General features: G+C 65.3%; 24 protein-coding genes and 1 tRNA gene. 16 read left to right on the top strand and 9 right to left on the bottom strand.

Going from position 1 to position 22,781, the window contains the following annotated elements; all coding sequences use genetic code 11:
* The first annotated feature begins 17 nt into the window (after positions 1–17).
* The 8 genes from G3A50_RS05285 to G3A50_RS05250 all read left to right on the top strand — a co-directional run bounded on the left by G3A50_RS05285 (position 18) and on the right by G3A50_RS05250 (position 7,360).
* Positions 18–989 (top strand): heme-dependent oxidative N-demethylase family protein, encoded by a 972-nt coding sequence (locus G3A50_RS05285; protein ID WP_163077318.1) that lies wholly within the window; start codon positions 18–20, stop codon positions 987–989.
* A gap of 99 nt (positions 990–1,088) precedes the next feature.
* Positions 1,089–1,586 (top strand): DUF6790 family protein, encoded by a 498-nt coding sequence (locus tag G3A50_RS05280; RefSeq protein ID WP_163074280.1) that lies wholly within the window; start codon positions 1,089–1,091, stop codon positions 1,584–1,586.
* Between the two features lie 64 nt (positions 1,587–1,650).
* On the top strand, positions 1,651–3,012 hold the full coding sequence (locus G3A50_RS05275; RefSeq protein WP_163074279.1) for an ABC1 kinase family protein: 1,362 nt from the start codon (positions 1,651–1,653) through the stop codon (positions 3,010–3,012).
* Positions 3,013–3,097: 85 nt separating this feature from the next.
* Positions 3,098–3,391, top strand: coding sequence for an aa3-type cytochrome c oxidase subunit IV (locus G3A50_RS05270; protein ID WP_163074278.1), 294 nt, complete (start codon positions 3,098–3,100; stop codon positions 3,389–3,391).
* An 8-nt stretch (positions 3,392–3,399) separates the two neighbouring features.
* Positions 3,400–4,569 carry a Re/Si-specific NAD(P)(+) transhydrogenase subunit alpha gene (locus G3A50_RS05265; protein WP_163074277.1) on the top strand — a complete coding sequence of 390 codons (1,170 nt, stop codon included), beginning with the start codon at positions 3,400–3,402 and terminating at the stop codon, positions 4,567–4,569.
* 152 nt (positions 4,570–4,721) lie between these two features.
* Positions 4,722–5,216 carry a proton-translocating transhydrogenase family protein gene (locus G3A50_RS05260; protein WP_163074276.1) on the top strand — a complete coding sequence of 165 codons (495 nt, stop codon included), beginning with the start codon at positions 4,722–4,724 and terminating at the stop codon, positions 5,214–5,216.
* Positions 5,217–5,226: 10 nt separating this feature from the next.
* On the top strand, positions 5,227–6,624 hold the full coding sequence (locus tag G3A50_RS05255; RefSeq protein WP_163074275.1) for an NAD(P)(+) transhydrogenase (Re/Si-specific) subunit beta: 1,398 nt from the start codon (positions 5,227–5,229) through the stop codon (positions 6,622–6,624).
* 274 nt (positions 6,625–6,898) lie between these two features.
* The gene (locus G3A50_RS05250) at positions 6,899–7,360 is read left to right on the top strand and encodes a CBS domain-containing protein (RefSeq protein ID WP_163074274.1); all 462 of its coding nucleotides are present in this window, start codon (positions 6,899–6,901) and stop codon (positions 7,358–7,360) included.
* A 23-nt stretch (positions 7,361–7,383) separates the two neighbouring features.
* On the opposite strand, the gene rpoH is transcribed toward G3A50_RS05250, so the two are convergent.
* Together rpoH and G3A50_RS05240 are read right to left on the bottom strand one after the other, a co-directional pair.
* Positions 7,384–8,295 (bottom strand): RNA polymerase sigma factor RpoH, encoded by a 912-nt coding sequence (gene rpoH / locus G3A50_RS05245; protein ID WP_163074273.1) that lies wholly within the window; start codon positions 8,293–8,295, stop codon positions 7,384–7,386.
* Positions 8,296–8,451: 156 nt separating this feature from the next.
* Positions 8,452–9,498 carry an RluA family pseudouridine synthase gene (locus G3A50_RS05240; protein WP_246252142.1) on the bottom strand — a complete coding sequence of 349 codons (1,047 nt, stop codon included), beginning with the start codon at positions 9,496–9,498 and terminating at the stop codon, positions 8,452–8,454.
* On the opposite strand from G3A50_RS05240, the gene G3A50_RS05235 reads away from it, so the two are divergent.
* Positions 9,497–9,835: a hypothetical protein gene (locus G3A50_RS05235; protein ID WP_163074272.1), complete on the top strand. Its 339-nt coding sequence runs from the start codon at positions 9,497–9,499 to the stop codon at positions 9,833–9,835. The two genes, G3A50_RS05240 and G3A50_RS05235, sit on opposite strands and share 2 nt — an antisense overlap.
* Positions 9,836–9,920: 85 nt before the next feature.
* Positions 9,921–9,995, top strand: a tRNA-Glu gene (locus G3A50_RS05230).
* Between the two features lie 171 nt (positions 9,996–10,166).
* On the opposite strand, the gene G3A50_RS05225 is transcribed toward G3A50_RS05230, so the two are convergent.
* From G3A50_RS05225 to G3A50_RS05205, 5 genes are all read right to left on the bottom strand, one after another.
* Positions 10,167–10,772, bottom strand: coding sequence for a terminase small subunit (locus tag G3A50_RS05225; protein WP_281355838.1), 606 nt, complete (start codon positions 10,770–10,772; stop codon positions 10,167–10,169).
* Between the two features lie 275 nt (positions 10,773–11,047).
* The gene (locus tag G3A50_RS05220; protein WP_163074270.1) at positions 11,048–11,827 is read right to left on the bottom strand and encodes an anti-sigma factor family protein; all 780 of its coding nucleotides are present in this window, start codon (positions 11,825–11,827) and stop codon (positions 11,048–11,050) included.
* Positions 11,824–12,342 (bottom strand): RNA polymerase sigma factor, encoded by a 519-nt coding sequence (locus G3A50_RS05215; protein ID WP_163077315.1) that lies wholly within the window; start codon positions 12,340–12,342, stop codon positions 11,824–11,826. The genes G3A50_RS05220 and G3A50_RS05215 overlap by 4 nt, the downstream gene beginning before the upstream one ends.
* Positions 12,343–12,421: 79 nt before the next feature.
* Positions 12,422–13,879 (bottom strand): YncE family protein, encoded by a 1,458-nt coding sequence (locus G3A50_RS05210; protein WP_163074269.1) that lies wholly within the window; start codon positions 13,877–13,879, stop codon positions 12,422–12,424.
* 10 nt (positions 13,880–13,889) lie between these two features.
* Positions 13,890–14,384, bottom strand: a complete 495-nt coding sequence (locus tag G3A50_RS05205) for a DUF305 domain-containing protein (RefSeq protein WP_163074268.1) — start codon at positions 14,382–14,384, stop codon at positions 13,890–13,892.
* A 213-nt stretch (positions 14,385–14,597) separates the two neighbouring features.
* Here G3A50_RS05205 and G3A50_RS05200 point away from each other — a divergent pair, with 213 nt between their 5' ends.
* The 6 genes from G3A50_RS05200 to G3A50_RS05175 all read left to right on the top strand — a co-directional run bounded on the left by G3A50_RS05200 (position 14,598) and on the right by G3A50_RS05175 (position 20,293).
* Entirely contained in the window at positions 14,598–15,023 is a 426-nt protein-coding gene (locus G3A50_RS05200; protein WP_163074267.1) for a nuclear transport factor 2 family protein, read from the top strand.
* A gap of 322 nt (positions 15,024–15,345) precedes the next feature.
* Entirely contained in the window at positions 15,346–16,962 is a 1,617-nt protein-coding gene (locus tag G3A50_RS05195) for a GMC family oxidoreductase (protein ID WP_163074266.1), read from the top strand.
* 60 nt (positions 16,963–17,022) lie between these two features.
* Positions 17,023–17,793 carry a winged helix-turn-helix domain-containing protein gene (locus G3A50_RS05190; RefSeq protein WP_163074265.1) on the top strand — a complete coding sequence of 257 codons (771 nt, stop codon included), beginning with the start codon at positions 17,023–17,025 and terminating at the stop codon, positions 17,791–17,793.
* Positions 17,794–17,854: 61 nt separating this feature from the next.
* A complete protein-coding gene (locus G3A50_RS05185; protein ID WP_163074264.1) occupies positions 17,855–19,096 on the top strand; it encodes a cytochrome P450 in 1,242 nt (413 codons plus the stop codon).
* A 119-nt stretch (positions 19,097–19,215) separates the two neighbouring features.
* Positions 19,216–19,644, top strand: a complete 429-nt coding sequence (locus tag G3A50_RS05180; RefSeq protein WP_163074263.1) for a DoxX family protein — start codon at positions 19,216–19,218, stop codon at positions 19,642–19,644.
* 73 nt (positions 19,645–19,717) lie between these two features.
* Positions 19,718–20,293 (top strand): phosphatase PAP2 family protein, encoded by a 576-nt coding sequence (locus G3A50_RS05175; protein WP_163074262.1) that lies wholly within the window; start codon positions 19,718–19,720, stop codon positions 20,291–20,293.
* A 63-nt stretch (positions 20,294–20,356) separates the two neighbouring features.
* Here G3A50_RS05175 and G3A50_RS05170 read toward each other — a convergent pair whose 3' ends face one another.
* Positions 20,357–21,544 (bottom strand): GAF domain-containing protein, encoded by a 1,188-nt coding sequence (locus G3A50_RS05170; protein WP_163074261.1) that lies wholly within the window; start codon positions 21,542–21,544, stop codon positions 20,357–20,359.
* A gap of 225 nt (positions 21,545–21,769) precedes the next feature.
* Positions 21,770–22,501 (bottom strand): alpha/beta fold hydrolase, encoded by a 732-nt coding sequence (locus G3A50_RS05165; RefSeq protein ID WP_246252368.1) that lies wholly within the window; start codon positions 22,499–22,501, stop codon positions 21,770–21,772.
* Positions 22,502–22,781 lie beyond the last annotated feature (280 nt).

Genomic DNA, 22,781 nt, shown 5'->3' with positions numbered 1-22,781 from the left:
AAAGTGGCCTGGTGCTCATGAACATCGTGTCGACCCCGGTCGCGTCATCCCCGTCCGCTCATTCCCCGGCGGCGGACGACGCCGAAGCCGCCCCCTTCGTGCACGCCCCCTTCGACGGCTCGCGAAAGCCGTTCGCCATCGGTCTTGCCCCGCTCGATCTGGCGGAGTGGATCGAGCCCGATCCCGGCCTCGCCCGCCATCTCGCGGAGCGCGAGGCGCTGATCCGCGACAAGCGCGACGTCGTGTTCCGCGAGGAGCCCTCCAGCCGGGCCGCGCAGCGCGAGGCGCTTGACCTCGTGGTCGATCACGTCACCACCCGCTATCCCGACCTCTACAAGCTGGACGGCCGCACCCTCACCGTGGTGCCGACGGGGCGCCGCTTCGATCTCGATGATGAGGGCGAGGCGCCGCTGGCGGTCGCCGGCCACATCATCGCCGATGATCTGCTGATCCTGGCGCCGGGCGAGGCCGGCTACCGGCTGGTCGCCGCCGTGCTGTGCTTTCCCTCCGCCTGGTCGCTTGCCGAGAAGTTCGGCCAGTCGCTGGACGGTCTGCACCAGGCCGTGCCGGGCTATCAGTCGAAGCTCTCCCGGGTGATGAACCGCATTTTCGAGAACCTGAAGGTCGATCAGCCGGTGTGGCGGCTGAACTGGTCGATCTATCCCGACGACGCGCTTCACCACCCCGAATCCAAAGAGCGCCCGCGCGAGTGGTTCAGCGATCCCGCCAATCCCTCGCCCCAGGCCTTCGTGCGGGTGGAGCGCCAGACGCTGCGCCGCATGCCGGAAAGCGGCAGCATGCTGTTCACCGTGCGCATCCATGTCGATCCGTTCAGCGCCTTCAGGCGTTACCCGGAAGGGCAGGCGCTCGCCGCCGCGCTGCGTGAGCAGATCCTCGCGCTCGACCCGGAGCAGCTGGACTACAAGGCGCTGACCGGGCAGCGCGACGCGGTCGCCGCGGTGCTGGAGCGCATCGCGCAAGGCGAGTAGCGCGCGCGCCGGCTCCGCGCCCTGCGAATTCTTTTGCCGCCCGCCGTTCTTGCGCGCGAAACCGCCCTACACTGCCGCGTATACAAAAGGGAGGGGGCGATGGTTTTCTGGTTTCCGTTGCTGGCATGGGCGGCTGCGCTGCTCATCGCCTTCTACATGCTGGCGCGCGGGCCGCGCCCGATCACGGCCGGCCGGGTGGTGGACCAGCTGCTGCGCTACATACTGGTGTTTCCGGTCGGTCTCATGGGTCTGTGGGGCTTCACCGGGCATGTGTTTTTTGCCGAGCAGGCGGCCGCCTCGATCGGCTGGGCGCCGAGCCCGTTCCAGTTCGAGGTCGGCATGGCCAATCTCGGCATCGGGCTCGCCGGCATCATCGGTGCCTTTCTGCCGTCGCCCGGCTTCCGCGCCGCGGTGGGGGTGATGATGGCCGGCTTCCTCGGCGGCGCCGGCGTCGGCCATCTGGTGCAGATCGGGGAGACCGGCAATATGGCCGCGGGCAATGCCGGCCCCATTCTCTACACCGATTTCCTCACCCCGCTCGCCGTGCTCGGTCTTCTGCTGGTGCAGCGCTTCCTCGTCCGTTCGCCTGCGACGTGATCGTCCGCCCGGTTGCGCCGGCCGATCCGCGGCCTACCTGTAGGGCGAACCCGCGAGGCACCCCGTGACCGATACCCCTGATCGTGAAGCCAACCGCCTTTCCGCCCGCGCCGCGCGTTATGCCCGGGTTGGCACACGGGTGGGGGGCGTGGCGGCGCGAATCGCGGGAACGCGCCTGTTCGGCCTCGAAGGTCAGCGCGGGGGCAATGCCGAGGCGCTGGCGGCGGCGCTGGGTGGGCTCAAGGGCCCGATCATGAAGGTCGCCCAGCTCATGGCGACCATCCCCGACGCGTTGCCCCCCGAATACGCCACCGAACTCGCCACGCTGCAGAGCCAGGCCCCGCCGATGGGCTGGGCCTTCGTCAAGCGCCGGATGATGGCCGAGCTTGGCGCGGACTGGATGGAGCGCTTCGCCCGCTTCGACAAGGAGCCGGCCGCCGCCGCCTCGCTCGGCCAGGTGCACCGCGCCCTTGCGCTCGATGGCACCGAACTCGCCTGCAAGCTGCAGTACCCCGACATGCAGTCCGCGGTGGAGGCGGATCTGCGCCAGCTCGATTTCATCTTCGCCATTCACCGGCGCATGGACCCGGCCATCGACACCAGCGAGATCGCGCAGGAGATCGGCGCGCGGGTCCGCGAGGAGCTCGATTACCGCCGCGAGGCCGCCAACGCGGCCCTTTACGCGCACATTCTCGCCGACGAGCCCGCCGTGCGTGTGCCCCGCTCCCATCCCGGGCTGTCCACCGGCCGCCTGCTCACGCTGGACTGGCTTGAGGGACGGCGCATGCTGGATTTCGTCGACGCGCCACTGGAGACCCGCAACCGTCTCGCGCGCGCCATGTTCGCGGCGTGGTGGGTGCCCTTCAGCCGGTTCGGCGTGATCCATGGCGACCCGCATCTGGGCAACTACACCGTGTTCGAGGAGAAGGGCGTGCCCGGCGGCATCAACCTTCTCGACTATGGCTGCATCCGCATCTTCCCGCCCAGCTTCGTCGGCGGCGTGGTGGACCTTTATCGCGGCCTCCAGAGCGGGGATGACGCCCGCGTCGTCCATGCCTATGAGACGTGGGGCTTCCGCGGCCTGACGCGGGATCTGATCGACGTGCTCAATATCTGGGCCCGCTTCATCTACGGCCCGCTGCTCGACGACCGCGTGCGCACCATTGCCGATGGCGTGGCGCCGGGCGAATACGGGCGGCGCGAGGCTTTCACCGTGCACCGCGCGCTGAAGGAAAAGGGCCCGATCCGCGTCCCGCGCGAATTCGTCTTCATGGACCGGGCGGCCATCGGCCTTGGCGGGGTGTTCCTGCACCTCAAGGCCGAGCTCAATTTCCACACCCTGTTCGAGGCGGCCATTGCCGACTTCTCGGTGGAGGAAGTGGCGGCGCGTCAAGGCGCCGCGCTTGCGGGAGCGGGTCTGGCCTGAGCACGGCCAGAGGTGACGTTGCCGGAAGGGGCGTCTTCGGTTAAAGCGAAGGCTTGCGAAAGTTATTCCTTTGGAGGGGGTCGAGATGGCTGATCACGGAGCGCCGGAATACGCCACGGCTGACGGTAACGACTACGCCGAGCACACCGGCACCTATCACCTCTTCACCAAGATGGCGCTGGTCAGCACGGTCGCCGTTGCCTGCTTCATGGTGTCGCTCGCCATTGGCGGGGCGAACGGTCACTGGGGCCTGTTCACGCTCGGTACGCTGGGCTCGATCGCGGTAACGGCGATCGGTCTGGTTTCGAAGGATGGCAAGCCGAAAGTTCTGTTCGGTCTGCTCGCCGTCCTCACGCTTGTTCTTATCCTCACGTCCTGAGATCCATCATGCGTATTGCTATCGTCAAGGAGAGCTCTGGTTCGGAGCCACGGGTTGCCGCGTCCCCGGACACGGTTAAGCGTTATGTTGGACTTGGGTTTGAGGTTTTTGTTTCGTCTGGCGCGGGTGATTTGTCCGGGGTTGGCGACGGGGACTATGAAGGGGCCGGGGCGTCGGTTGTGGGGGACAACGCGGCGGCGGTTTCGGGGGCGGATATCGTTCTCGGTGTTCGCCGTCCCGAGGCGTCGGAGGTGTCGGGGGCCAAGCCCGGCGCGCTGGTGATCTCGATCATGGACCCCTACGGGCACGAGGCCGCGCTTGAGGAGCTGGCGAAGGCCGGCGTGTCGGCGTTCGCGATGGAGCTGATGCCGCGCATTACCCGTGCGCAGGTGATGGACGTTCTGTCGTCGCAGGCGAACCTTGCGGGCTACCGGGCGGTGATTGACGCCAGCAGCGAGTTCGGCCGGGCGTTTCCGATGATGATGACGGCGGCGGGCACGGTTCCCGCGGCGCGTGTTTTCGTGATGGGGGCGGGCGTTGCCGGCCTTCAGGCGATCGCGACGGCGCGCCGGCTCGGCGCGGTGGTGTCGGCGACCGACGTGCGCCCGGCGGCGAAAGAGCAGGTGGAGAGCCTCGGCGCCAAGTTCATCGCGGTCGAGGACGAGGAGTTCAAGCAGGCCGAGACGGCGGGCGGCTACGCCAAGCAGATGTCGGCGGACTACCAGGCCAAGCAGGCGGCGCTGGTGGCGGCGCACATCGCCAAGCAGGACGTGGTGATCACCACGGCGCTGATCCCCGGCCGTCCGGCGCCGAAGCTGGTGTCGGAGGAGATGGTGGCGTCGATGAAGCCGGGTTCGGTGGTCATCGACCTGGCGGTCGAGCGGGGGGGCAATGTCGTCGGCGCGGTGCCGGGCGAGGTGGCGACCACGGCGAACGGGGTGAAGATCGTCGGGCACCTGAACGTGCCGGGCCGTCTGGCGGCGACGGCGTCGCAGCTTTACGCCAAGAACCTGTACGCCTTCGTCGAGACGCTGGTGAACAAGGAAAGCAAGACGCTCGCGGTGAAGTGGGACGATGAGCTGGTGAAGGCGACGCTGCTGACCAAGGACGGCGCGGTGGTGCATCCCGGCTTTGGCGGGGCTCCGGCACCCGAGGCCGGGGCGGCGAGCGCGGCGTAGCGGCGCCCGGTTGCCGGCCCGCGGGTTTCCCGGGCGGCCTTCGGGCCGGGGAGCCAGGCGGGCGGCACGGATGCGCCTCGGGACGATTGAATGAGGGCGGTGGGCGCGGGGAGAGCGCGCCACCGGACCTTGGAACCTTCAGGGGAAGAGAAATGGCCAATCCGGCAGGGGGCGTGATACTCGCCCAGAACGCGGTGGGGGACCTGACCGCGCAGAACGCGGTTGAAGGCGCCCGCACGGCCGCGGAAGTCGCGCGCCAGGCGGCGGAGGCGGCGCAGGCCTACGCGGACGCGGCGGCGCAGAACTACGCGGAGATGGCGGGCGCGGTGGCGCACGGTCTGAGCGGAGGGGCGATCGACCCGTTCGTGTTCCGCCTGGCGATCTTCGTGCTGGCGGTGTGCGTGGGCTACTACGTGGTGTGGTCGGTGACGCCGGCGCTGCACACGCCGCTGATGAGCGTGACCAACGCGATCTCGTCGGTGATCGTGGTGGGGGCGCTGCTGGCGGTGGGCGTGGACACGGTGGCCGAGGGCACGGGCTGGGCGCGGGGCTTCGGCTTCATCGGGCTTGTGCTGGCTTCGGTGAACATCTTCGGCGGGTTCCTTGTGACCAGCCGGATGCTCGCCATGTACGCGAAGAAGAAGTGAGGGGACGGGGATGAACGCCAATCTGGTAGCGGTTCTCTACCTCGTCTCGGGGGTTCTGTTCATCATGGCGCTGCGCGGGCTTTCCAGCCCGGTGACCTCGCGCCAGGGGAACATGTACGGCATGGTCGGCATGACCATCGCCATTCTGACCACGCTGGCGGCGAGCCCGCCGGCGGGCTTCGGAGGCTGGGTGCTGGTGATCGGCGGCCTTGCCATCGGCGGCGGGGCGGGCGCGGTGATCGCGAGGAAGATCGCGATGACGGCGATGCCCCAGCTGGTGGCGGCGTTCCATTCGCTGGTGGGCCTTGCGGCGGTGATGGTGGCGGCGGCGGCGCTGTATGCGCCGGAAGCGTTCGGCATCGGCGAGCCGGGCATGATCCACGGCCAGGCGCTGATCGAGATGAGCCTCGGCGTGGCGATCGGCGCCATCACCTTCACCGGTTCGGTGATCGCCTTCGCCAAGCTCAACGGCAACATGAGCGGCAAGCCGATCATGCTTCCCGGCCGCCATGTGATCAACGCCGGCCTTGCGGTGCTGATCGTGGTGCTGATCGGCGTGCTGGTGGCGACCGAGAGCCACACCGTGTTCTGGCTGATCGTGCTGGCGAGCCTTGTGTTCGGCGGCCTGCTGATCGTGCCGATCGGCGGGGCGGACATGCCGGTGGTGGTGTCGATGCTGAACAGCTATTCGGGCTGGGCGGCGGCGGGCATCGGGTTCACGCTTGGCAACACGGCGCTGATCATCACCGGCGCGCTGGTGGGCTCGTCGGGCGCCATCCTGAGCTACATCATGTGCAAGGGGATGAACCGTTCGTTTGTGTCGGTGATCCTTGGCGGGTTCGGCGGCGATGCGGCGGCGGGTCCGGCGGGGGCGGCGGAGAGCCGCCCGGTGAAGCAGGGCTCGGCGGAGGACGCGGCGTTCATCATGAAGAACGCGTCGAAGGTGATCATCGTGCCGGGCTACGGCATGGCGGTGGCGCAGGCCCAGCACGCGCTTCGCGAGATGGCGGACCGTCTGAAGGAGGAAGGCGTCGAGGTGAAGTACGCCATCCATCCGGTGGCGGGGCGCATGCCCGGGCACATGAACGTGCTGCTGGCGGAAGCGAACGTGCCCTATGACGAGGTGTTCGAGCTTGAGGACATCAACTCGGAGTTCGCGCAGGCGGACGTGGCCTTCGTGATCGGGGCGAACGACGTGACCAACCCGGCGGCGAAGACCGACCCGACCTCGGCGATCTACGGCATGCCGATCCTGGACGTGGAGAAGGCCAAGACCGTGCTGTTCATCAAGCGCGGCATGGCCGCCGGCTATGCCGGCGTCGAGAACGAGCTCTTCTTCCGCGACAACACCATGATGCTCTTCGCCGACGCAAAGAAAATGGTCGAGGATATCGTCAAAAATATCTGAGCTGCGGGCAGGGCGGTCGCTTCGGCCTCATCGACCGGATCGGCCCCACCGTCCGCCTCACGCTCCTCACACACCAGCAAAAAAGGCCGGGCTTGCGCCCGGCCTTTTTCATTGCGCCCGGCACGGCGGCAAGACGGGCACCGCGCAAGGCTGGCACCGCGCATGCTGCGCTGCCGCGACTCTTTTCATTGACGACCGGTGTATTGCATACCAGACTTCGACAAAAGACTAAGACGACGTGACGGCCACGGCTCCAGAACCAGAGGGAAACGCCATGCTTGTCGCCGATCTTATGAAATTAAAAAAGGCCCGCGTGCCGACCATCCGCATGTCGGAAACCATTGAAATGGCAGCCACTTTGCTAAACCGCGAGCGTATTGGCGCCGTGGTGGTAAAGGACGCCTGCGGCTCGGAAGGCGATACGGTCGTCGGCATCTTCTCCGAACGCGACGTGGTGCGCGCCATTGCCGACCGTGGGGTCGCCGCCCTGAAGGTCAGCGTCGCCGACCTCATGTCGCGCAACATGATTTCCTGCCAGATGGACGACAGCGTCGACCAGGTGCGGGCGCTGATGGATGAACATCATGTCCGGCACTTGCCGGTACTTGAGGACCATCAACTCGTCGGCGTGCTCAGCATCCGCGACATCCTCTCACATGATGTGCGTATGGCCGAAACCCGTTCCAGCGCAACGAAAAGGCCGGCAGTGGCCGAAGGATCAGCCCTGCCAGCCTGAGAGGAGCGCGGCCCTCTTCGCCGTCAATGGACCGGCAGGGCCTGCGGCGCTGCCGGTGCCGTCTCCAGCTGGTGAACGCGGTCGACGACCGCCTTCTGCACCTTTTCGAAAGCGCGGACCTCAATCTGGCGAACGCGTTCGCGCGACACGCCAAATTCGGAGGCGAGATCCTCCAGCGTCATCGGGTTGTCCGACAGCCGCCGGGCCTCGAAGATGCGCCGCTCACGCTCGTTGAGCACCGAGAGCGCGCCGGCCAGCGCACTTCGCCGGTTATCCAGCTCTTCGCTTTCCGCCAGGATTGATTCCTGGCTGTCATGATCGTCGGCGAGCCAGTCCTGCCACTCGCCACCTCCCTCGGCATCCCCGCGCAGCGGCGCGTTCAGGGAGGCGTCGCCGGAAAGGCGACGGTTCATGTCGATCACGTCCTGCTCGGTAACGCCGAGCTTGGTGGCGATCTGCTGAACCTGGTCGGGACGCAAATCGCCCTCTTCCAGCGCGGAGATCTGGCTCTTGGCCTTGCGCAGATTGAAGAACAGCTTCTTCTGCGCGGCCGTGGTGCCCATCTTCACAAGGCTCCACGAACGCAGGATGTACTCCTGGATCGAGGCCTTGATCCACCACATGGCATAGGTGGCGAGGCGGAAGCCCTTGTCCGGTTCGAAGCGCTTGACCGCCTGCATCAGGCCCACATTGCCTTCCGAGATGACCTCGGAAATCGGCAGGCCATAGCCGCGATAGCCCATGGCGATCTTGGCAACGAGGCGCAAATGGCTGGTGACGAGCCGGTGGGCCGCCTCGGAATCCTCGTGCTCGCGCCAGCGTTTGGCGAGCATGAACTCTTCCTGCGGCTCCAGCATCGGGAACCGGCGGATCTCGTTCAGATAACGGCTCAGGCCGCCTTCGGCGGACGGCAAGGTCATGGCGGAACGGGCCATAGCAGCACCCTCCTTTGTCACGGCCCCCATCATTGGGCGACCGATACGCGGCCGCTCAGAGCCGACCGCTACTGTATATTAGCAGGAACGGCGCCTTTTTGCGAAACCGCAAGACGATGCCGGGTCACGAAGCGTTGAGCGGGCGCTGATGCGAGGTCATTCCTCAATTTCCAGGGCCTCCTGCAACGCGGCGAGTTCCGCCGGCAGCGGGCTTTCGAACAAGAGGAACGCGCCGGTGGAGGGATGTTCGAAGCCCAGCCGCGCGGCATGAAGCGCCTGGCGACCCAGGCGCCCAAGCACGAGCCGGGCTTTCTCGCCGAGCCTGTTGGCCTTGGTTCGCTGTCCGATACCGTAGACCGAATCGCCCAGCAGTGGATGGCCGATATGGTCCATGTGAACCCGGATCTGGTGAGTGCGCCCCGTCTCCAGCCGGCATTCCATAAGGGTGGCGACGGGTCTGCCGGCGGCGTCCGAATAGGTCGCGAGGCGCTGCCAGTGGGTGAGGGCGAAGCGCCCGTCACTGCGCACCGTGATGCGCTCGCGCGCGGTCGAATGACGCCCCACGGGGACGTCGACCGTACCACTCGGCAGATCGGGCACGCCCCAGACGAACGCCAGGTAGGCGCGTTCCAGCGGGCCGGTGCGCCCATGGTCGGCAAACTGGGCGGCGAGCGCTTTGTGCGCCCTGTCGTTCTTGGCGACGACAAGCAGCCCCGATGTGTCCTTATCGAGCCGGTGCACGATGCCCGGCCGGCGCACGCCGCCCACGCCCGAAAGGCTGTCCCCGCAATGGTGCAGCAGGGCATTGACCAGCGTGCCGTCGGGGTTGCCCGGGGCAGGGTGCACGACCAGCCCGGCCGGCTTGTCGATGACGATGAGGTCGCCGTCCTCGTAGACGATGTCGAGTGCGATGTTCTGTGCGATGGGTGCGGCAGGTTTGGGTTCGGGGATGGAGAGGGAGAAGCGATCCCCCGCGGCGACCTTGGTCGCACCGCCGGAAACGGGCTGGCCATTGCGGGTCAGGCGGCCTTCCGCGATCAGCGCCTGAAGGCGTGTGCGGCTGAGCTCGGGACGGTGTCGGGCAAGGACGCGATCGAGACGCAGCCCTTCATCCTCGGCGCCGGCGATGATATCGACGCTCGTCGCGCCGTCTTCCAGCGCGGCCTCGTCCCCATCGTCCATTGGCTCCAGCGGTACCCGCATGACTTCTCCTGATTCCGACGAAAAGCTCGATCCGGCTGTTGAGCGCATGCTGCGCAAGTTGCGCAGTTTCGCGGCCTTCTCCGGCATATTGATGGGCTTCGGCTTTCTCGCCCTGTTCGGTGCCATCGGATACAGGGTTGTGGTGGGATGGAAAAGCACGCCGGCCTCGATTGAGGGCACGATACAGCTTCCGAAGGGGGCGGACGTGCGCTCCGCTGTTGTGACCGGCGAATTGATCGCTGTCACGGTGCAGCGGGAAGGCGTGGTGGAGACGCATTTCTTCGACCTCGCCACCCGCGCGCCCCGCGGCGTGCTTACCTTCGCGAGCGAGCGCTAGCTCCGGCGTGAAAAATACTCCTGGGAAACCGGGAGGGCTGCCTTGATCCGCCGGCAGAATGACATTATGAAACCGCCTGCCGCATGCGCCCATCGTCTAGCGGTCAGGACGTCGCCCTCTCACGGCGAAAACCGGGGTTCGATTCCCCGTGGGCGCGCCAGCAATCTCAAGGGTTTGCTCCCTTCTGGCTGCGGAAAATCAAAACGTACGGAAAATATGCGGAATAGGCGTTCCCATGCTTGTGGGAGCTATGGCGAGCTTCCGAGCGTTTCAAACAAGAAAGGCGACGAGTCCTTCGGCTGTCGTCTTTGGATGGAAGAGGAAGCCCGACTCACTCTTCATCCTCATCGTCGGGCGGGTTGGCTACGACGGGCATGGCGCTGCCCTGGATCTGTCGGATCAGAAGCGAGAGCGGGTTCTCGGCGCCACCCTGGAGCCTGACCTTGTCGTTGAACATGCCGAGGTGACGGGCGACGTTCTCGAGCGCCTTGTCGCGGTCGCGCGGCTTGATCTCCAGGCCGTCCTTGGTGGCCTTCACGCCGTTGTAGAGCAGCAGGGCGGAGCCGGACAATTGTTCGGTGTCGTTTGCCTGGACGCGGCCCACACCCTGGCCGCTGCATTCCGGGCATCGCGGGTGCGGGCTGAGCGTGTGGTCATAGTCGAAGCCGCCGTCGCAGGTGGGGACACAGTGCTTCTTCAGTTCGGCCTCCGCGACCGCCTCGTCGAACTCGCGCGGCGAGCGCCACTGGTAGAGGTGGCCAAGGCCATAGCAATAGCGGCAGGCACCATGTCGATACTGAATGACATCAGCCGCATTCGCCGTTGCGATGTCCCACCAGCGTCGCAGCACGGCGTCGACCTCGATCTCGGTGCGGGCTGACCCTCGGCACCCACGAGCGGACCGTCTGGATACGGCCCCGGAGCCGTCTGTCAGCAAAGCGCCGCCAAGCCCGACGTTCAGGCTCTAATCAACGCTCCCCAAAAGCGGACGGATCTAGTTCCAACTGGCTCACAGGCATCAGATAGTTCGAATCCTGCCGGACGCGCCATTTTATGGTGCGACATCAGTCGCTTATCAAACTAGCTTTGTTGCTCTCTTTGCCGCCGGGATCATTGGCGTGACGGGAGATCAGCACGCCGAGGTGGCCCGCCAGCGCGACCCTGCCGGCCAGCAGCGCTCTTGAGCAGGCGACAAGCGTGATCGTTTCCCGCTCAGGCCGCGCTGCGTATCTGCCGGCGTAGCTCATCCGCCAGCGGATGCAGCCGGTCCGGGGCCACCGCTCCGACGAGGCTGTAGCCGAGGCCGTCATCGGCCCAGGCGAAGCCGTTGAGTGCGCCTTCGGTGTGTGGCGACATCGGCAGGGCCGGCTCGGCCTTCATCGGGCGCGCCAGCATCACGAGGCGCGTTCCGCGATCGTCGTCAAACATGAACAGCGCGGCAGGACCGTGCTCGGTCGGCACGACGCGCCCGCCCATCAGGCGATAGCCCGCCGCCGTCAGGTCCGGAATGCCGATCGGACGACCGATGCGCTTGGCGGTCCATGCCGCGAGCACGTCGCGATCGCTGGCCCGGATCTCGACCGGCCGCACCTGATCGGGCACATAGGTCGCGTAGCTCGCGGCTGCCTCGCGGGCGAGCGCCTGGACACCTTCGGAGTTCGTAGGCCCCATGCTGCGCAGCGACCAGCCACCGGCGGCCCCCACCGTTAGCAGCAGCACCGCCGCCGCGGCCATCGCCCAGCGCGGCGCCTGCCGGGGAAGGCGGCGTTCTTCGATCATGCGCGACAGGTCGAGCTCCGTCGGCACCGGCTCATCGATCACCGGCGCGAAGGCGTCGCGCAGCATGTCGCGCTGCTCGCCATAGACCGCGATGCGTTGGCCGACGTGCGGATGTGCGTCCAGATAGGCGCTCACCTCGGCGCGGCGTTCGGGAGTGAGCGTGCCGTCGACGAAACCGTTCAGGTCATCTTCGGTGATCGGAAGAGGGGTCATTTCACGCTCCGGAGATGGGGCGACTGGCGGGCCGTCTGCGGCTCGGCGGACATCAGCTTCGCGAGGCGTTCGCGGGCACGCGACAGGCGCGACATGACCGTGCCGATAGGCACGCCCAGCACCTGCGCCGCATTGGCATAGGAGAGTTCCTCGACCGTGACCAGCAGAAGCACGGTCCGTTGCTCATCCGGCAATTGCGCCAGCGCGTTGACGAGGTCGCGATGGCGCAGCCCGTCCTCCTGCCGCGCCGTGGAGGCGAGGTTCGCCGGATCGGCGTCGTCGAGCCCGATATGGATCGGGCGCTGCGTCGCCCGGCGCAGCCGCGTCATGGCGAGATTGTGCAGGATGGTGAAAATCCAGGCCCGTGCGTCGTCGCCCGGCCGCCGCTGGTGCCACCGGCTGACGGCGCGCTCCAGACAATCCTGAACCAGATCGTCCGCCGCCTCCCGCTCGCGCATCAGCGCGCGCGCATAACGCCGCAATGCAGGGACCTGCGGCTCGATAAGGCGCACCATCTCGTGGTTCACGGTGTCTCCTTTCGGGGAGAGGCGAGCCTCCCCCATGAGCGAGTGTCCTGGCGGAGGCGGTGGCGCGTCAATCCAGCGTCTGGCGCTGCACGACGGCGCCGGGCTGCGCGACCGTGCCCTCCGTGATGACGAGATAGCGGCGCTGTGCCTTGGCCTCGTTCTGCACGATCTGGCGGATTGGCCCGGCGGCGTTGACGATCGCCGAACCGGCGGGATTGGACATGAAGGCCGAGAGCGGTTCGATCGCGCCCTTGCCGTCGGGCTGGCTCGCCAGTGCCAGTACATACGGCTTCTTCGGGGCAAGGCCGGTCACCGACGCTTGCAGGACCTGGATCAGCCCCTGGTCGAACAGCGTGATGCTGGTTGGGGGCTTGTCGGCGACTTTGCCATCCTTGGTCAGGCTGAGATGGGCCGCCTGTCCGGCGACGCCGAGCGGCTGGAGGTTCTGCGTGCCGTCGCCCTCCGGCACGGCGCCGGGCACGTAGGTCACCGCCTGCGGCGCCTGGCCGACCGGGATCGTCGCGATCACCTTGTTGCTCATTGTGTCGATGGCGGCGAGCGCGTCGGCGTTCTCCAGCCCGACATAAACGCGCGAGCCATCACCCGACGGCCAGAGGCCGTGCGGCAGCTTGCCGACAGGAATGGTCGCGACATGCGCGAAGTCGTCGGTGCGGAACACCTTGACCTCGTTGAGCCCGCCCACCGTCACATAAGCGAAGCTGCCATTGGCGTTGTGGGCGAAGTTGACGTGGTTGGTGAGCGGGCCGGTGTCGATCGTCGTGATCACGTCGAAGGGCGGCTGCGCGTTAAACACCTGCACCTTGCCGATGTCCTTCAGCGTGAACCAGACCTGCTTGCCGTCCGGCGTCGCCGCAATGTCCGGGCAGAACGGGCTCCCCTGCTTCACACGGCCGACGATCTTGTGCTCGGCGACCGAGATCACCACAGTCTCCGGCATGAAGGAAGAACAGACATAGCCGTATTTGCCGTCGGGCGAGAAGATCTGCATGCCCGGGCCGTTCGGCGCCTTGATGCGCGTCTTCTCCTCATAGGTCGTCGCGTCCAGCACGGCAATGTAGTCCTCGCCGCGCACCGTTACCCATATCTCCTTGCCGTCCGGCGTGAAGAACGCCTCGTGCGGCGAGCGGCCGACATAGGTGGTGTGCTTCACCGCGTTGGTCGCGGTGTCGATGATGGTGACAGCGTTCGAGCCGATCGACACCACGGCGAGGGTCGTGCGGTCCGGCGAAAAGCCCATGCCGTGTACCAGCACCTGCCCCTTGTAAAGTGGGCTGAAGTTCATCGGCTGCGGCTCGCCCAGCCGAATGACGCCGACTAGCCTGTTGGTGGCGGGATCGGTGACGGAGATGGTGTTGGAGAACTGCTCGGCGGCATAGACCCGGTCGCGGCTGCTCAGCGGGATGTCCGGGGCGGAGGCGGCGAACGGCGCCTGTCCGGCGAGGGCGGGCACCGCACAGGAGAGCATGGCGCTGGCGAGCAGGCCGGTCAGGACGGATTTGTTCATGGGACGGTTCCTACTTCGCCGGGGTCGAAATGGCCGGCATTGTCATGTTGCTGGCGAACGTCGTGCTGTGGGACATGGCGGAATGGTCGTGGGTAGGACCGGCCTCAGGTTGGGTCGGAGCCGGCGCGGAAGGCGGCAGGGGCTGGCCGATTGCGAGCCGCATTGCGGCGATCTCCTGCTGCTGCTCGATGACGATCTCCTGCGCGAGGCGGCGCAACTGCGGGTTCTGGCCGTAGCGCAGATAGGCGACCGCCATGTCGATGGCGCCCTGATGGTGCGGGATCATCATCGCCGTGAAGTCGACGTCGATGTCGCCGGTCGGCTTCACGTCCATCTCCACCATCATCTTGTCCATGGCGACCGCGTTCTCTCTGAGAAAGGGAGAATCGGCGCTGGTCGCGGTAGTCGTATCGGCGCCATGGATGTGGTCGCGCGCCTCGGCCGCGCTGCCGGCCAAGCAGAGCGCGAGCAGCGCGCCGACACGGGACAGGTGTCGTTGTCGCATGGGTTTTTCTCCTTCGGGCGATGACGCCTTCAGGAGGTGGGACTCGCAGCCGGCGCGATTATTCCGCCCGGGCGCAAATTTTCTCCGGCCTTTCGCGTGGGCCGTCCGCCGCCGATGCCGTGCGACAGAAATTTGGAACGTAAACACCGGCAGGCGGAATAAATCGGTGCGGCAGGAGTCTCTCGGTGCAGGCCCCATTGGAGATACGAGCACATGCGCCTTTCAACTCTTGCCGCCATCCTGATCTCTGCCGCCGCTTCCGGTTCGGCCGCACTGGCGGGAACTGCCGAAGACCTCGCCAGATCGCGCATCGCCGCGATCGCCAGCGGTGACATGGCCGTCGTGTCTGCTGCTTACGGCCCTGCCGCGGCCCTGCACTGGGTCGGTGGCCCGCTCGACGGCACCTACAGCGAACAGGCCAAGATCAAGGAGGTCTGGTCGAAGTTCTTTGCCGCCCAGGGCGCCCAGAAGGCAACCATCGCCGCAGCGGTGGAGGCGGCCAATCCCAAGGGCGGCACAGTGACGGCCGACATCACCTTCGCCGGCAAGAACACGGTCAAGGTGCGCTACGTGTTGCTCTATCGCGATGACAAGCTGGTCGACGAAATCTGGCAGGTCAATCCGGCGGCGACGTACTGAGCGGGTTGATCCCGCATTGGAGCATGGGCGGACGAAGGACCGCGGCTCACCACCGGCTGACGGGTCAGCAGCCCCGGCGCGAGACTGCCCGAGACGCCGATAATTCGACGCCGATGCAGGCGTGATCCGCGCGAAAACACATGCCCCACGCGGCGACGCGCGGGGCATATCCTTGTGTGCACTCAACATTCCAGTCCGCTCAATGAGCCAGAGATTGCCTCCCCCGTTCTCATCGCGGCGAAAGGTGACGATATATCACAAAGACTATATTTGATAAATTTGATAAATTTGATAATCAAGCGACGTTCAATGGAGTTTGCACATGAGCGATATGGACAAAGACGACGCGCTGGGCTTTGCCCGACGGGCCGCCGAAAACCAGGACAGGTTGAGGGAGCGACCTCCGGCGCACTATAATTTCATCGTCTGCGGCGCCGGCTCTTCCGGATCGGTCGTGGCGCGGCGCCTGGCCGAGAACCCCGATGTCGACGTGCTCCTCGTCGAGGCAGGGGGAAATGACGAAGCGGAGACGGTGCTCGATCCCTCGCAATGGCCGCTCAATCTCGGCAGCGAGCGCGACTGGGGCTTTCAGGCGACTGCCAATCCGCATCTCGACGGCCGCAGCCTGTCCATGTCGATGGGCAAGGGTCTGGGTGGCGGGTCCAGCATCAATGTGATGGTCTGGGCGCGTGGTCATCGCAGCGACTGGGACTTCTTCGCGGAAGAAAGCGGCGATCCCGCCTGGGGCTACCCGTCGGTGCTCGATATTTATCGTCGGATCGAGAACTGGCAGGGCACCCCTGATCCGCACTACCGTGGCACAGCGGGCCCGGTGTGGGTCCAACCGGCGCGTGATCCCAACCCGGTCGCGCTCGCCATGCTCGATGCCGCGACCGAAATTGGCATTCCGCGCTTCGACCATCCCAATGGCGCGATGATGGAGGGCCCTGGGGGCGCCGCAATCTCCGACATTCTGGTGCGGGAGGGACGCCGCCACTCACTCTTCCGCGCCTATGTTCATCCCTGGATGGACCGGCCCAACCTGACGGTGATGACCGGCGCGACGGTGCGCCGGGTGCTCTTCGAAGGCCGGCGCGCCGTCGGGATCGAGGTGGTTCGCGACGGCCAGATCTCGCGGATCTGCGCGAGTGCGGAAGTGATCCTGTCGCTCGGCGCGATCCATACGCCGAAGGTGCTGATGTATTCGGGGATCGGCGATGCGTCGGAACTCGGGCGACATGGCATCCCCGTCCGCCAGCATTTGCCCGGTGTCGGCGCGAACCTGCAGGATCACACGGCCTTCTGCTGCATCTGGGAGTACCGCGACACCATCACGCCCCGCAATAATGGGAGCGAGGCGAAACTATACTGGAAAACACGTCCCGAGCTCGACTCGCCCGACGTGCTGTTCTGCCAGGCCGAATTCCCGGTGCCGAGCGAGCGGACGGCGGCACGGGGTGTGCCCGCGCAGGGCTGGACGATGTTCGCCGGGCTGGCGCGACCGTCAAGTCGTGGCCGGCTTCGCCTCACCGGGGTCGATCCCCTGTCCGCGATCGAGATCGACGCGAACATGATGTCGGACCCGGCCGACATGGATTCGGCACTGGCGTGCATCGAGCTCTGCCGCGAGCTCGGAAACGCTAGGGCATTCCAGCCTCTGGTGACCGGCGAATCGCTCCCGGGTCCGCTCAAGGGCGAGGCGATGAAGCAGTTCGTGCGCGATTCCGCGGTCACCTACTGGCATCAGAGCTGCACGGCGAAGATGGGCCGCGACGCGATGTCGGTCGTGGACGCCTCTCTCAACGTCTACGGGGTCGAGGGCCTGCGTATCGCCGACGCCTCCATCATGCCGCGCGTCACCACCGGAAACACGCAAGCGCCCTGTGCCGTGATCGGCGAGCGTGCCGCCGGGATGATCCGCCAAACCTACAACTTCTGACGGCTTCGCGCCGGGGCCGTCCAAGAGACGATGGTCCTGGCGTCCATTGTGGGATCGCCCATGCTTCACCCGACTTCCACCGACTGGACGGCGACAGCGCCGTCCAGTGTGGCTGCTCCTGCGTTGAACGTGCTCGTCGTTACCAGTGATTGCGATCTGCGCGAGCGCCTCACCACATATCTTCGTGACCACGGTTGCTGTGCCGTCGGCTTACACGCCATGCCCGCGACCTCCCGGTTGAAGGTCGACGGTTTGAATCTCCTCGTGCTGGACGTGCAGCTTGAGCCTCTCGACGGCCTTGGGGTTCTGCGCCGCGTCCGCATGGAAACCGATATTCCCGTCATCATGATCACGCGCGCCGGCTGCGACGACGTTGACTATGTCACCGGGCTAGAACTCGGCGCCGATGATTATCTGAGAGACCCGCTGGACCCGCGCGAACTTCTTGCGCGCGGACGCGCCATCCTTCGGCGGCATGGCATGGCGCACGCGCCTCCTCTGGAGTACCCGCGCGCCGGGTGGCGCTTCATGGGCTGGGAACTGCGGCGCCGCATACGGACCCTGAAGGATCCCTCCGGGCAGATCGTCAAACTCTCCCGAAACGAATTCGCTCTGCTCAACGTGTTTCTGGAGTCGCCGCGCCGCCCCCTCTCCAGGCTGCAGCTCATGCGCGCCAGCCGGCCGCACGACGACATATTCGACCGAAGCATTGACGGCCAGATTCTCCGATTGAGGCGGAAGCTGCAGTCACCGCTTTCGCCGCCGCAAATGATCAAGACGTACCGAGGCATCGGCTATGTCCTCGATGCCGATGTGGACCCGCTGTTCTGACACGGGTTCCGCAATTTTCCCGGAAGTGCTCCGGCGCCCTGGGCGAGATGAGAATGAGACAATGAACGCCACGACATTCGAGACTGACCTCAACAATCTGCCAATCGACAAGATCGATGTGGCACAGCCCGAATTGTTCAAATTGGGTTTTGCGCCGCGCTATTTCGAGCGTCTCCGCCGGGAGGCTCCCGTGCATTACTGTGCCGACGGCTTTTATGGAGCCTACTGGTCGATTACCCGACATCGCGATATCGAAGCCATCGAGCTCGACCCGGAGACATTTTCCTCCGAGCATCTCAATGGCGGCATAACGATCACGTCCAGCCCTGCGGACCCGCAGTTTTTTCCATCGTTCATTTCGATGGATCCGCCGCGCCATGGCGAACAACGGAAAGTCGTGGCCCCGGCGTTTTCCCCCGATCGCCTGCGCTTTCTCGCGCAGCAGCTTCGGCTGTGGTCGGAAGAGATTCTGAATCAGCTGCCGATCGGCGAGGCTTTCGACTGGGTTGACCGGGTGTCGATCGAACTCACGGCACGGACGCTCGCCGTGCTGCTCGGCTTTCCCCAAGAGCGGTGCCGCGATCTGATCCGGTGGTCGGAGGCGATGGTCGCCCTTCCCGGCAGTCCTGCCTTCCCGACCATCGCGGACAAATTGCACGTGATGCAGGAGTGCTTTGCGGCGTTTGACACGATGTGGGACGAGCGGTTGAAGGACCCGTCAGGAGATGACCTGATCTCCATGCTGGCGTCCGGGGAGAAGACGCGGGGCATGTCGCGCGCTGAGTTGCACGGCAATATCCTGCTGTTGATCGTCGGCGGGAATGATACCAGCCGAAGCGCGATCAGCGGCAGCATCGTCGCTTTTAACCGGTTCCCCGAGGAATTGACGAAGCTGCGAAAGCACCCCGAGCTTATCTCCGGCCTGACATCCGAGATACTACGCTGGCAGACGCCGATCGCGCATATGCGCCGGACCGCCATGCGTGACGTGACCCTCGGCGACAGGACCATCAGGAAGGGCGCCAAGGTCATCCTCTGGTATCTCTCCGGCAATCGGGATGAGGGTGTTTTCGAGCGCGCCGAGAGGTTCGACATCAGCCGTCTGAACGCGCGCCGACACCTCTCCTTTGGCACAGGCATACACCGCTGCGTCGGCGCGCGCGTGGCGGATCTGCAGATGAGGATTCTCTGGGAGGAAATTCTGAAGAACTTTACGAGTATAGAGATATGTCGTTCACCTGTTAAAACAGCCTCTACCTTCATTAACAGCTATACTGAACTTTTAGTTCAATTAAATAAATAGTAAAAACACAATCTATAATAAATTTAACAGAATATATACTTCCGAAAAACACTAATATGAAGATTTTTATAATTAAAAATCGAACTAAATCGAATATCTCTACCAAAAGGAAGAACAAAATGCACGAGACGGTCATGCGCCTTCTTGATCGACCTGTAACGAGTCTGCTCGCGCGGCTTTTGCTGACGGCGCCCTTCTGGTTGAGCGCCATATCCAAGTCCATCGGCTTCGACATGGGCGTGGCCGAGATGGCGCGCGCCGGGCTGGAGCCCGCCATCGGGTTCAATCTCGCGACGATCGCCGTGCAGCTGGCCGGATCGCTGTTCATCATCAGCGGTCACTACGTCTGGTTCGGTGCCGGTATGCTGGCCATTTTCACCGGGCTGACCGTGCCTCTGGTCCACCATTTTTGGACGATGACGGACGAGCCCTTTCAGACAATTGCCTTCCATACCGCAATCGAGCATGTCGGCCTCATCGGAGGTCTGCTCGGCATCGCGGTTCTGTCATCGCGGAATGGAGGAAATCTGTCCAAAGGCCGCGCGTGATGGCTCGCCGCAATCGACCGCCCGCCCCTCGAAGCTAGCTAGGACGGCTTGAGCCATGCCAGGGCGAAAACTCTTGATCCTCCTCGGCTTCGTTATTCCTGCGATGCTTTGGTTCGACCGACCTGTGATGGTTTTGGTCCGGACTTTGCCGGCATGGCTGACCGATAGCGTCGCAGTCTGTTTACTGACGCTGGCTATCGTCGCCGGCGTTTTGATATTCGCCAGGGCGATAAGGGAGAAGGTGATACGACACATACCCCTTGGGAGCGGCGCCGTACTGGTGCTCGTCTCGGCGCTGGCATCGCTGGTTGCAGCCGGGGTGCTCAAGCATCTGATCGGACGGGCCCGGCCTGAGGCGAGTGTCGATCCCTGGAGCTTCGCCCCTCTGGCCTTCGATGATAGCTTCGCGTCGCTGCCCTCGGCGCAGGCGTCCTGCGCGGCGGCGATCGCCTTCAGTCTTGCGATTTCGCTGCCGCGGCTCAAGAGCGCGCTCGTTCTGCTCAGTGTCGCCGTGGCTCTGACGCGGGTTCTGGTCGGCGCCCATTGGTTGAGTGACGCGATTGCGGGTTGGGCCTTGGGGGCGGCAACGGTCGCCGGCACGAGCCACGCAATGCAACATTGGGCGCGCAAGGCTGACGCGGCCCGTTAGCCGAGCGCTTCCGATCGCCGTACCGTTACAGGCATGCAAGAGGTCGGGCGGACCGAAACCGGGTCAGCGGGTCGGAAAGGCATCGTGCGTTTTCCTCGCAGGCCCGGCGAACTCGACCGGCAATGTGTGGCCCCGCCCTGGCGCCTGCCGCTCTGCCTTGCGAAGCGCGTCCCGCAACTGGCGTTCCATGGAGCGCAGCCGCACTTCGTCGGATGCCAGCGCCGCAAGCGCCATGAGGGCCCGCCTCTCGCCATCGTCCAGCTTGCGCGGCCTCCGGTCGATGATGCACAGCGACCCCACGGCGAAGCCTTCATTGTCGTGGACGGGGGCGCCGGCGTAGAAGCGGAAACCCTTATCCCCCGCGACGGCCGGATTATTCGCAAACCGCGGATCGCTGGGAAGATCCTCCACCGAGAACACGCCCTTCTGCAGGATCGTATGATTGCAGAAGGCCCAGCTTCGCGGGGTTTCTGGCGTGTCGAGGCCGATGCGCGACTTGAACCATTGCCGCGTGGGTGTGAGCAGGGTCAGCAGCGCGATCGGCGCGTCGAGAGTGCGGGCGGCCAGCCACGTCAGACGGTCGAACGCTTCCTCGGGAAGCGTGTCCAACAGTCCCGAGCGCTCCAGCGCCACCAGCCTCTGGCTCTCATTGAGCGCGATTGGAAACATCGTCTCGGCGGGCGGCGGGGTTGGCGTGCCCGCATCGATCAGGGACACACGTATCGCGGCGGCCGCCTGTTCGGCGGTCTCAACAGGCACGACGCGGCCGGGCAGATCGCCGCTGGCGATCTTGCCTGCGGCCGCGACCGCGAGAATCCGGCTGTGGCCTAGCGACGGGTTGGCAGAGAGGCTGTGCAGCAGCCTCTCCCGCTCGGCATCGGGCGGCTCAAGATCGACGATGATGGCGTGCGGCCGGACGGAGCCGATGGCAAACAGGGCCCGGTGGACATTGTCGAAGGCTTCCACCGTACATTCGGGAATGCCGGCGAACAGGCGATCATAGTGGCTAAGCCGTTCGGGCAGAGCGACAATGATGACGGTGGCGGACGAGAGCGGCGCGCCAGGCGCGCCCGGTACGGGCCGTTCGATCAGTCCCATGACGTCCGCGCGGTAGACCCGGCGGTGCCCGCCCGGTGTCTTCCATGACGGCACGGAGCCGCCCTCGATGAGCAGTTGTGCGGTGCGGACCGACACGCCGAGTATCCTGGCGGTTTCAGCCGTGGTTAGGATGTCCTTGTCTGTCTTTCCCATCGCCTTCGCCACACTCGGAGATCGGCGCACCACCCCGGCAAAGGCGTCGGGAAGGGGCGCAGATCTCCCAATATAGGGTGCGCAGCGAAAAAATGGGAGAGTTGCTAGATTTGATTGAAACGATATCAAGCGCCGCCTTCGCTGGCGTGTTCCGGGCCAGCGATCCCATCCCGTCGGGGCGGCGGCTCCGAGACCGCCCACCTCGACAGGACAAACATCGAGGGATCAGGGCTGCTTGGAAACTGTCCGTGCCGCCTTGTCAATGGTGTCGGCGACGACCTTCGGTTGGGTTATGAAGAGCGCATGGCTGGCGGAGACCGTGGTGATGTCGGCACCGATCCGCTTTGCCATGTGCAGCAGCATCGCCTGGTCGAACGCCTGGCCCTCCGTGGCGATCACCGCCCAGCTCGGCTTGGAGCGCCAGGCCGCCCTCGTCAGCTTCGTGCCGAACGCCGAGAGGTTGATGGGCACCTGCGAGTCTCGCATGAAGGCGACGTCCTGATCGCTGACGTCATGGGCGAAGCCGGCCTTGAACTTCTCGCGGTCGACAAAGGCGAAGCCGTCCTCCGCTTTGTCGAGCACGAATTCCGTGGCCGGAGCAAAGCCTTCATATTGCTGGCCGGTTGTTTCTCCCGCATCGGGCGAGAGCGCGGAGACATAGACGAGCCCTGCCACCTTCGGATTGTCCCCTGCCTCGGTAATGACCGTGCCGCCCCAGGAGTGACCGACGAGAATGGTCGGGCCGCTCTGCCGTTCCAGCGCGCGCGTGGTGGCGGCGACATCGTCTTCGAGCGAGGTCAGCGGGTTCTGGACGATGGTGACGCGGTAGCCGCGCTGGGTGAGCTGGTCATAGACGCCGCGCCAGCCGGACCCGTCGGCGAACGCGCCATGCACAAGCACGACATTCTTGACCGCCTGGTTCTGCGGGATGGGGTCGGCCGCATGCGCCGGGTCCATGCCGATGACAGCAGCGGCGGCCGCGGTGGCGGCAAGGATGTTTCTTGTCTTTGTGTTCACGAGGCTTTTCCTTTTCTTGCGCGATACCATTATCGCAACATGTGCTTGACCCGCGGGATGTGTGACGACCGCGCGCGATCGAGATCGCGGATACGATTTGCGCGGTTACGCTGTGCCATTACTTGTTGAGGTAGGTGTCGATGCCTGATTGATGCTACCGGTGGCGGTCGTCGGCCGATCAATCGCGCCGCGCATGCTCCGCGATGCGCCTCGAATCCTG

The organism is Ancylobacter pratisalsi (genome assembly GCF_010669125.1).
GTDB lineage: Bacteria > Pseudomonadota > Alphaproteobacteria > Rhizobiales > Xanthobacteraceae > Ancylobacter > Ancylobacter pratisalsi.
This window is presented reverse-complemented; position numbering and strand designations above follow the sequence as displayed.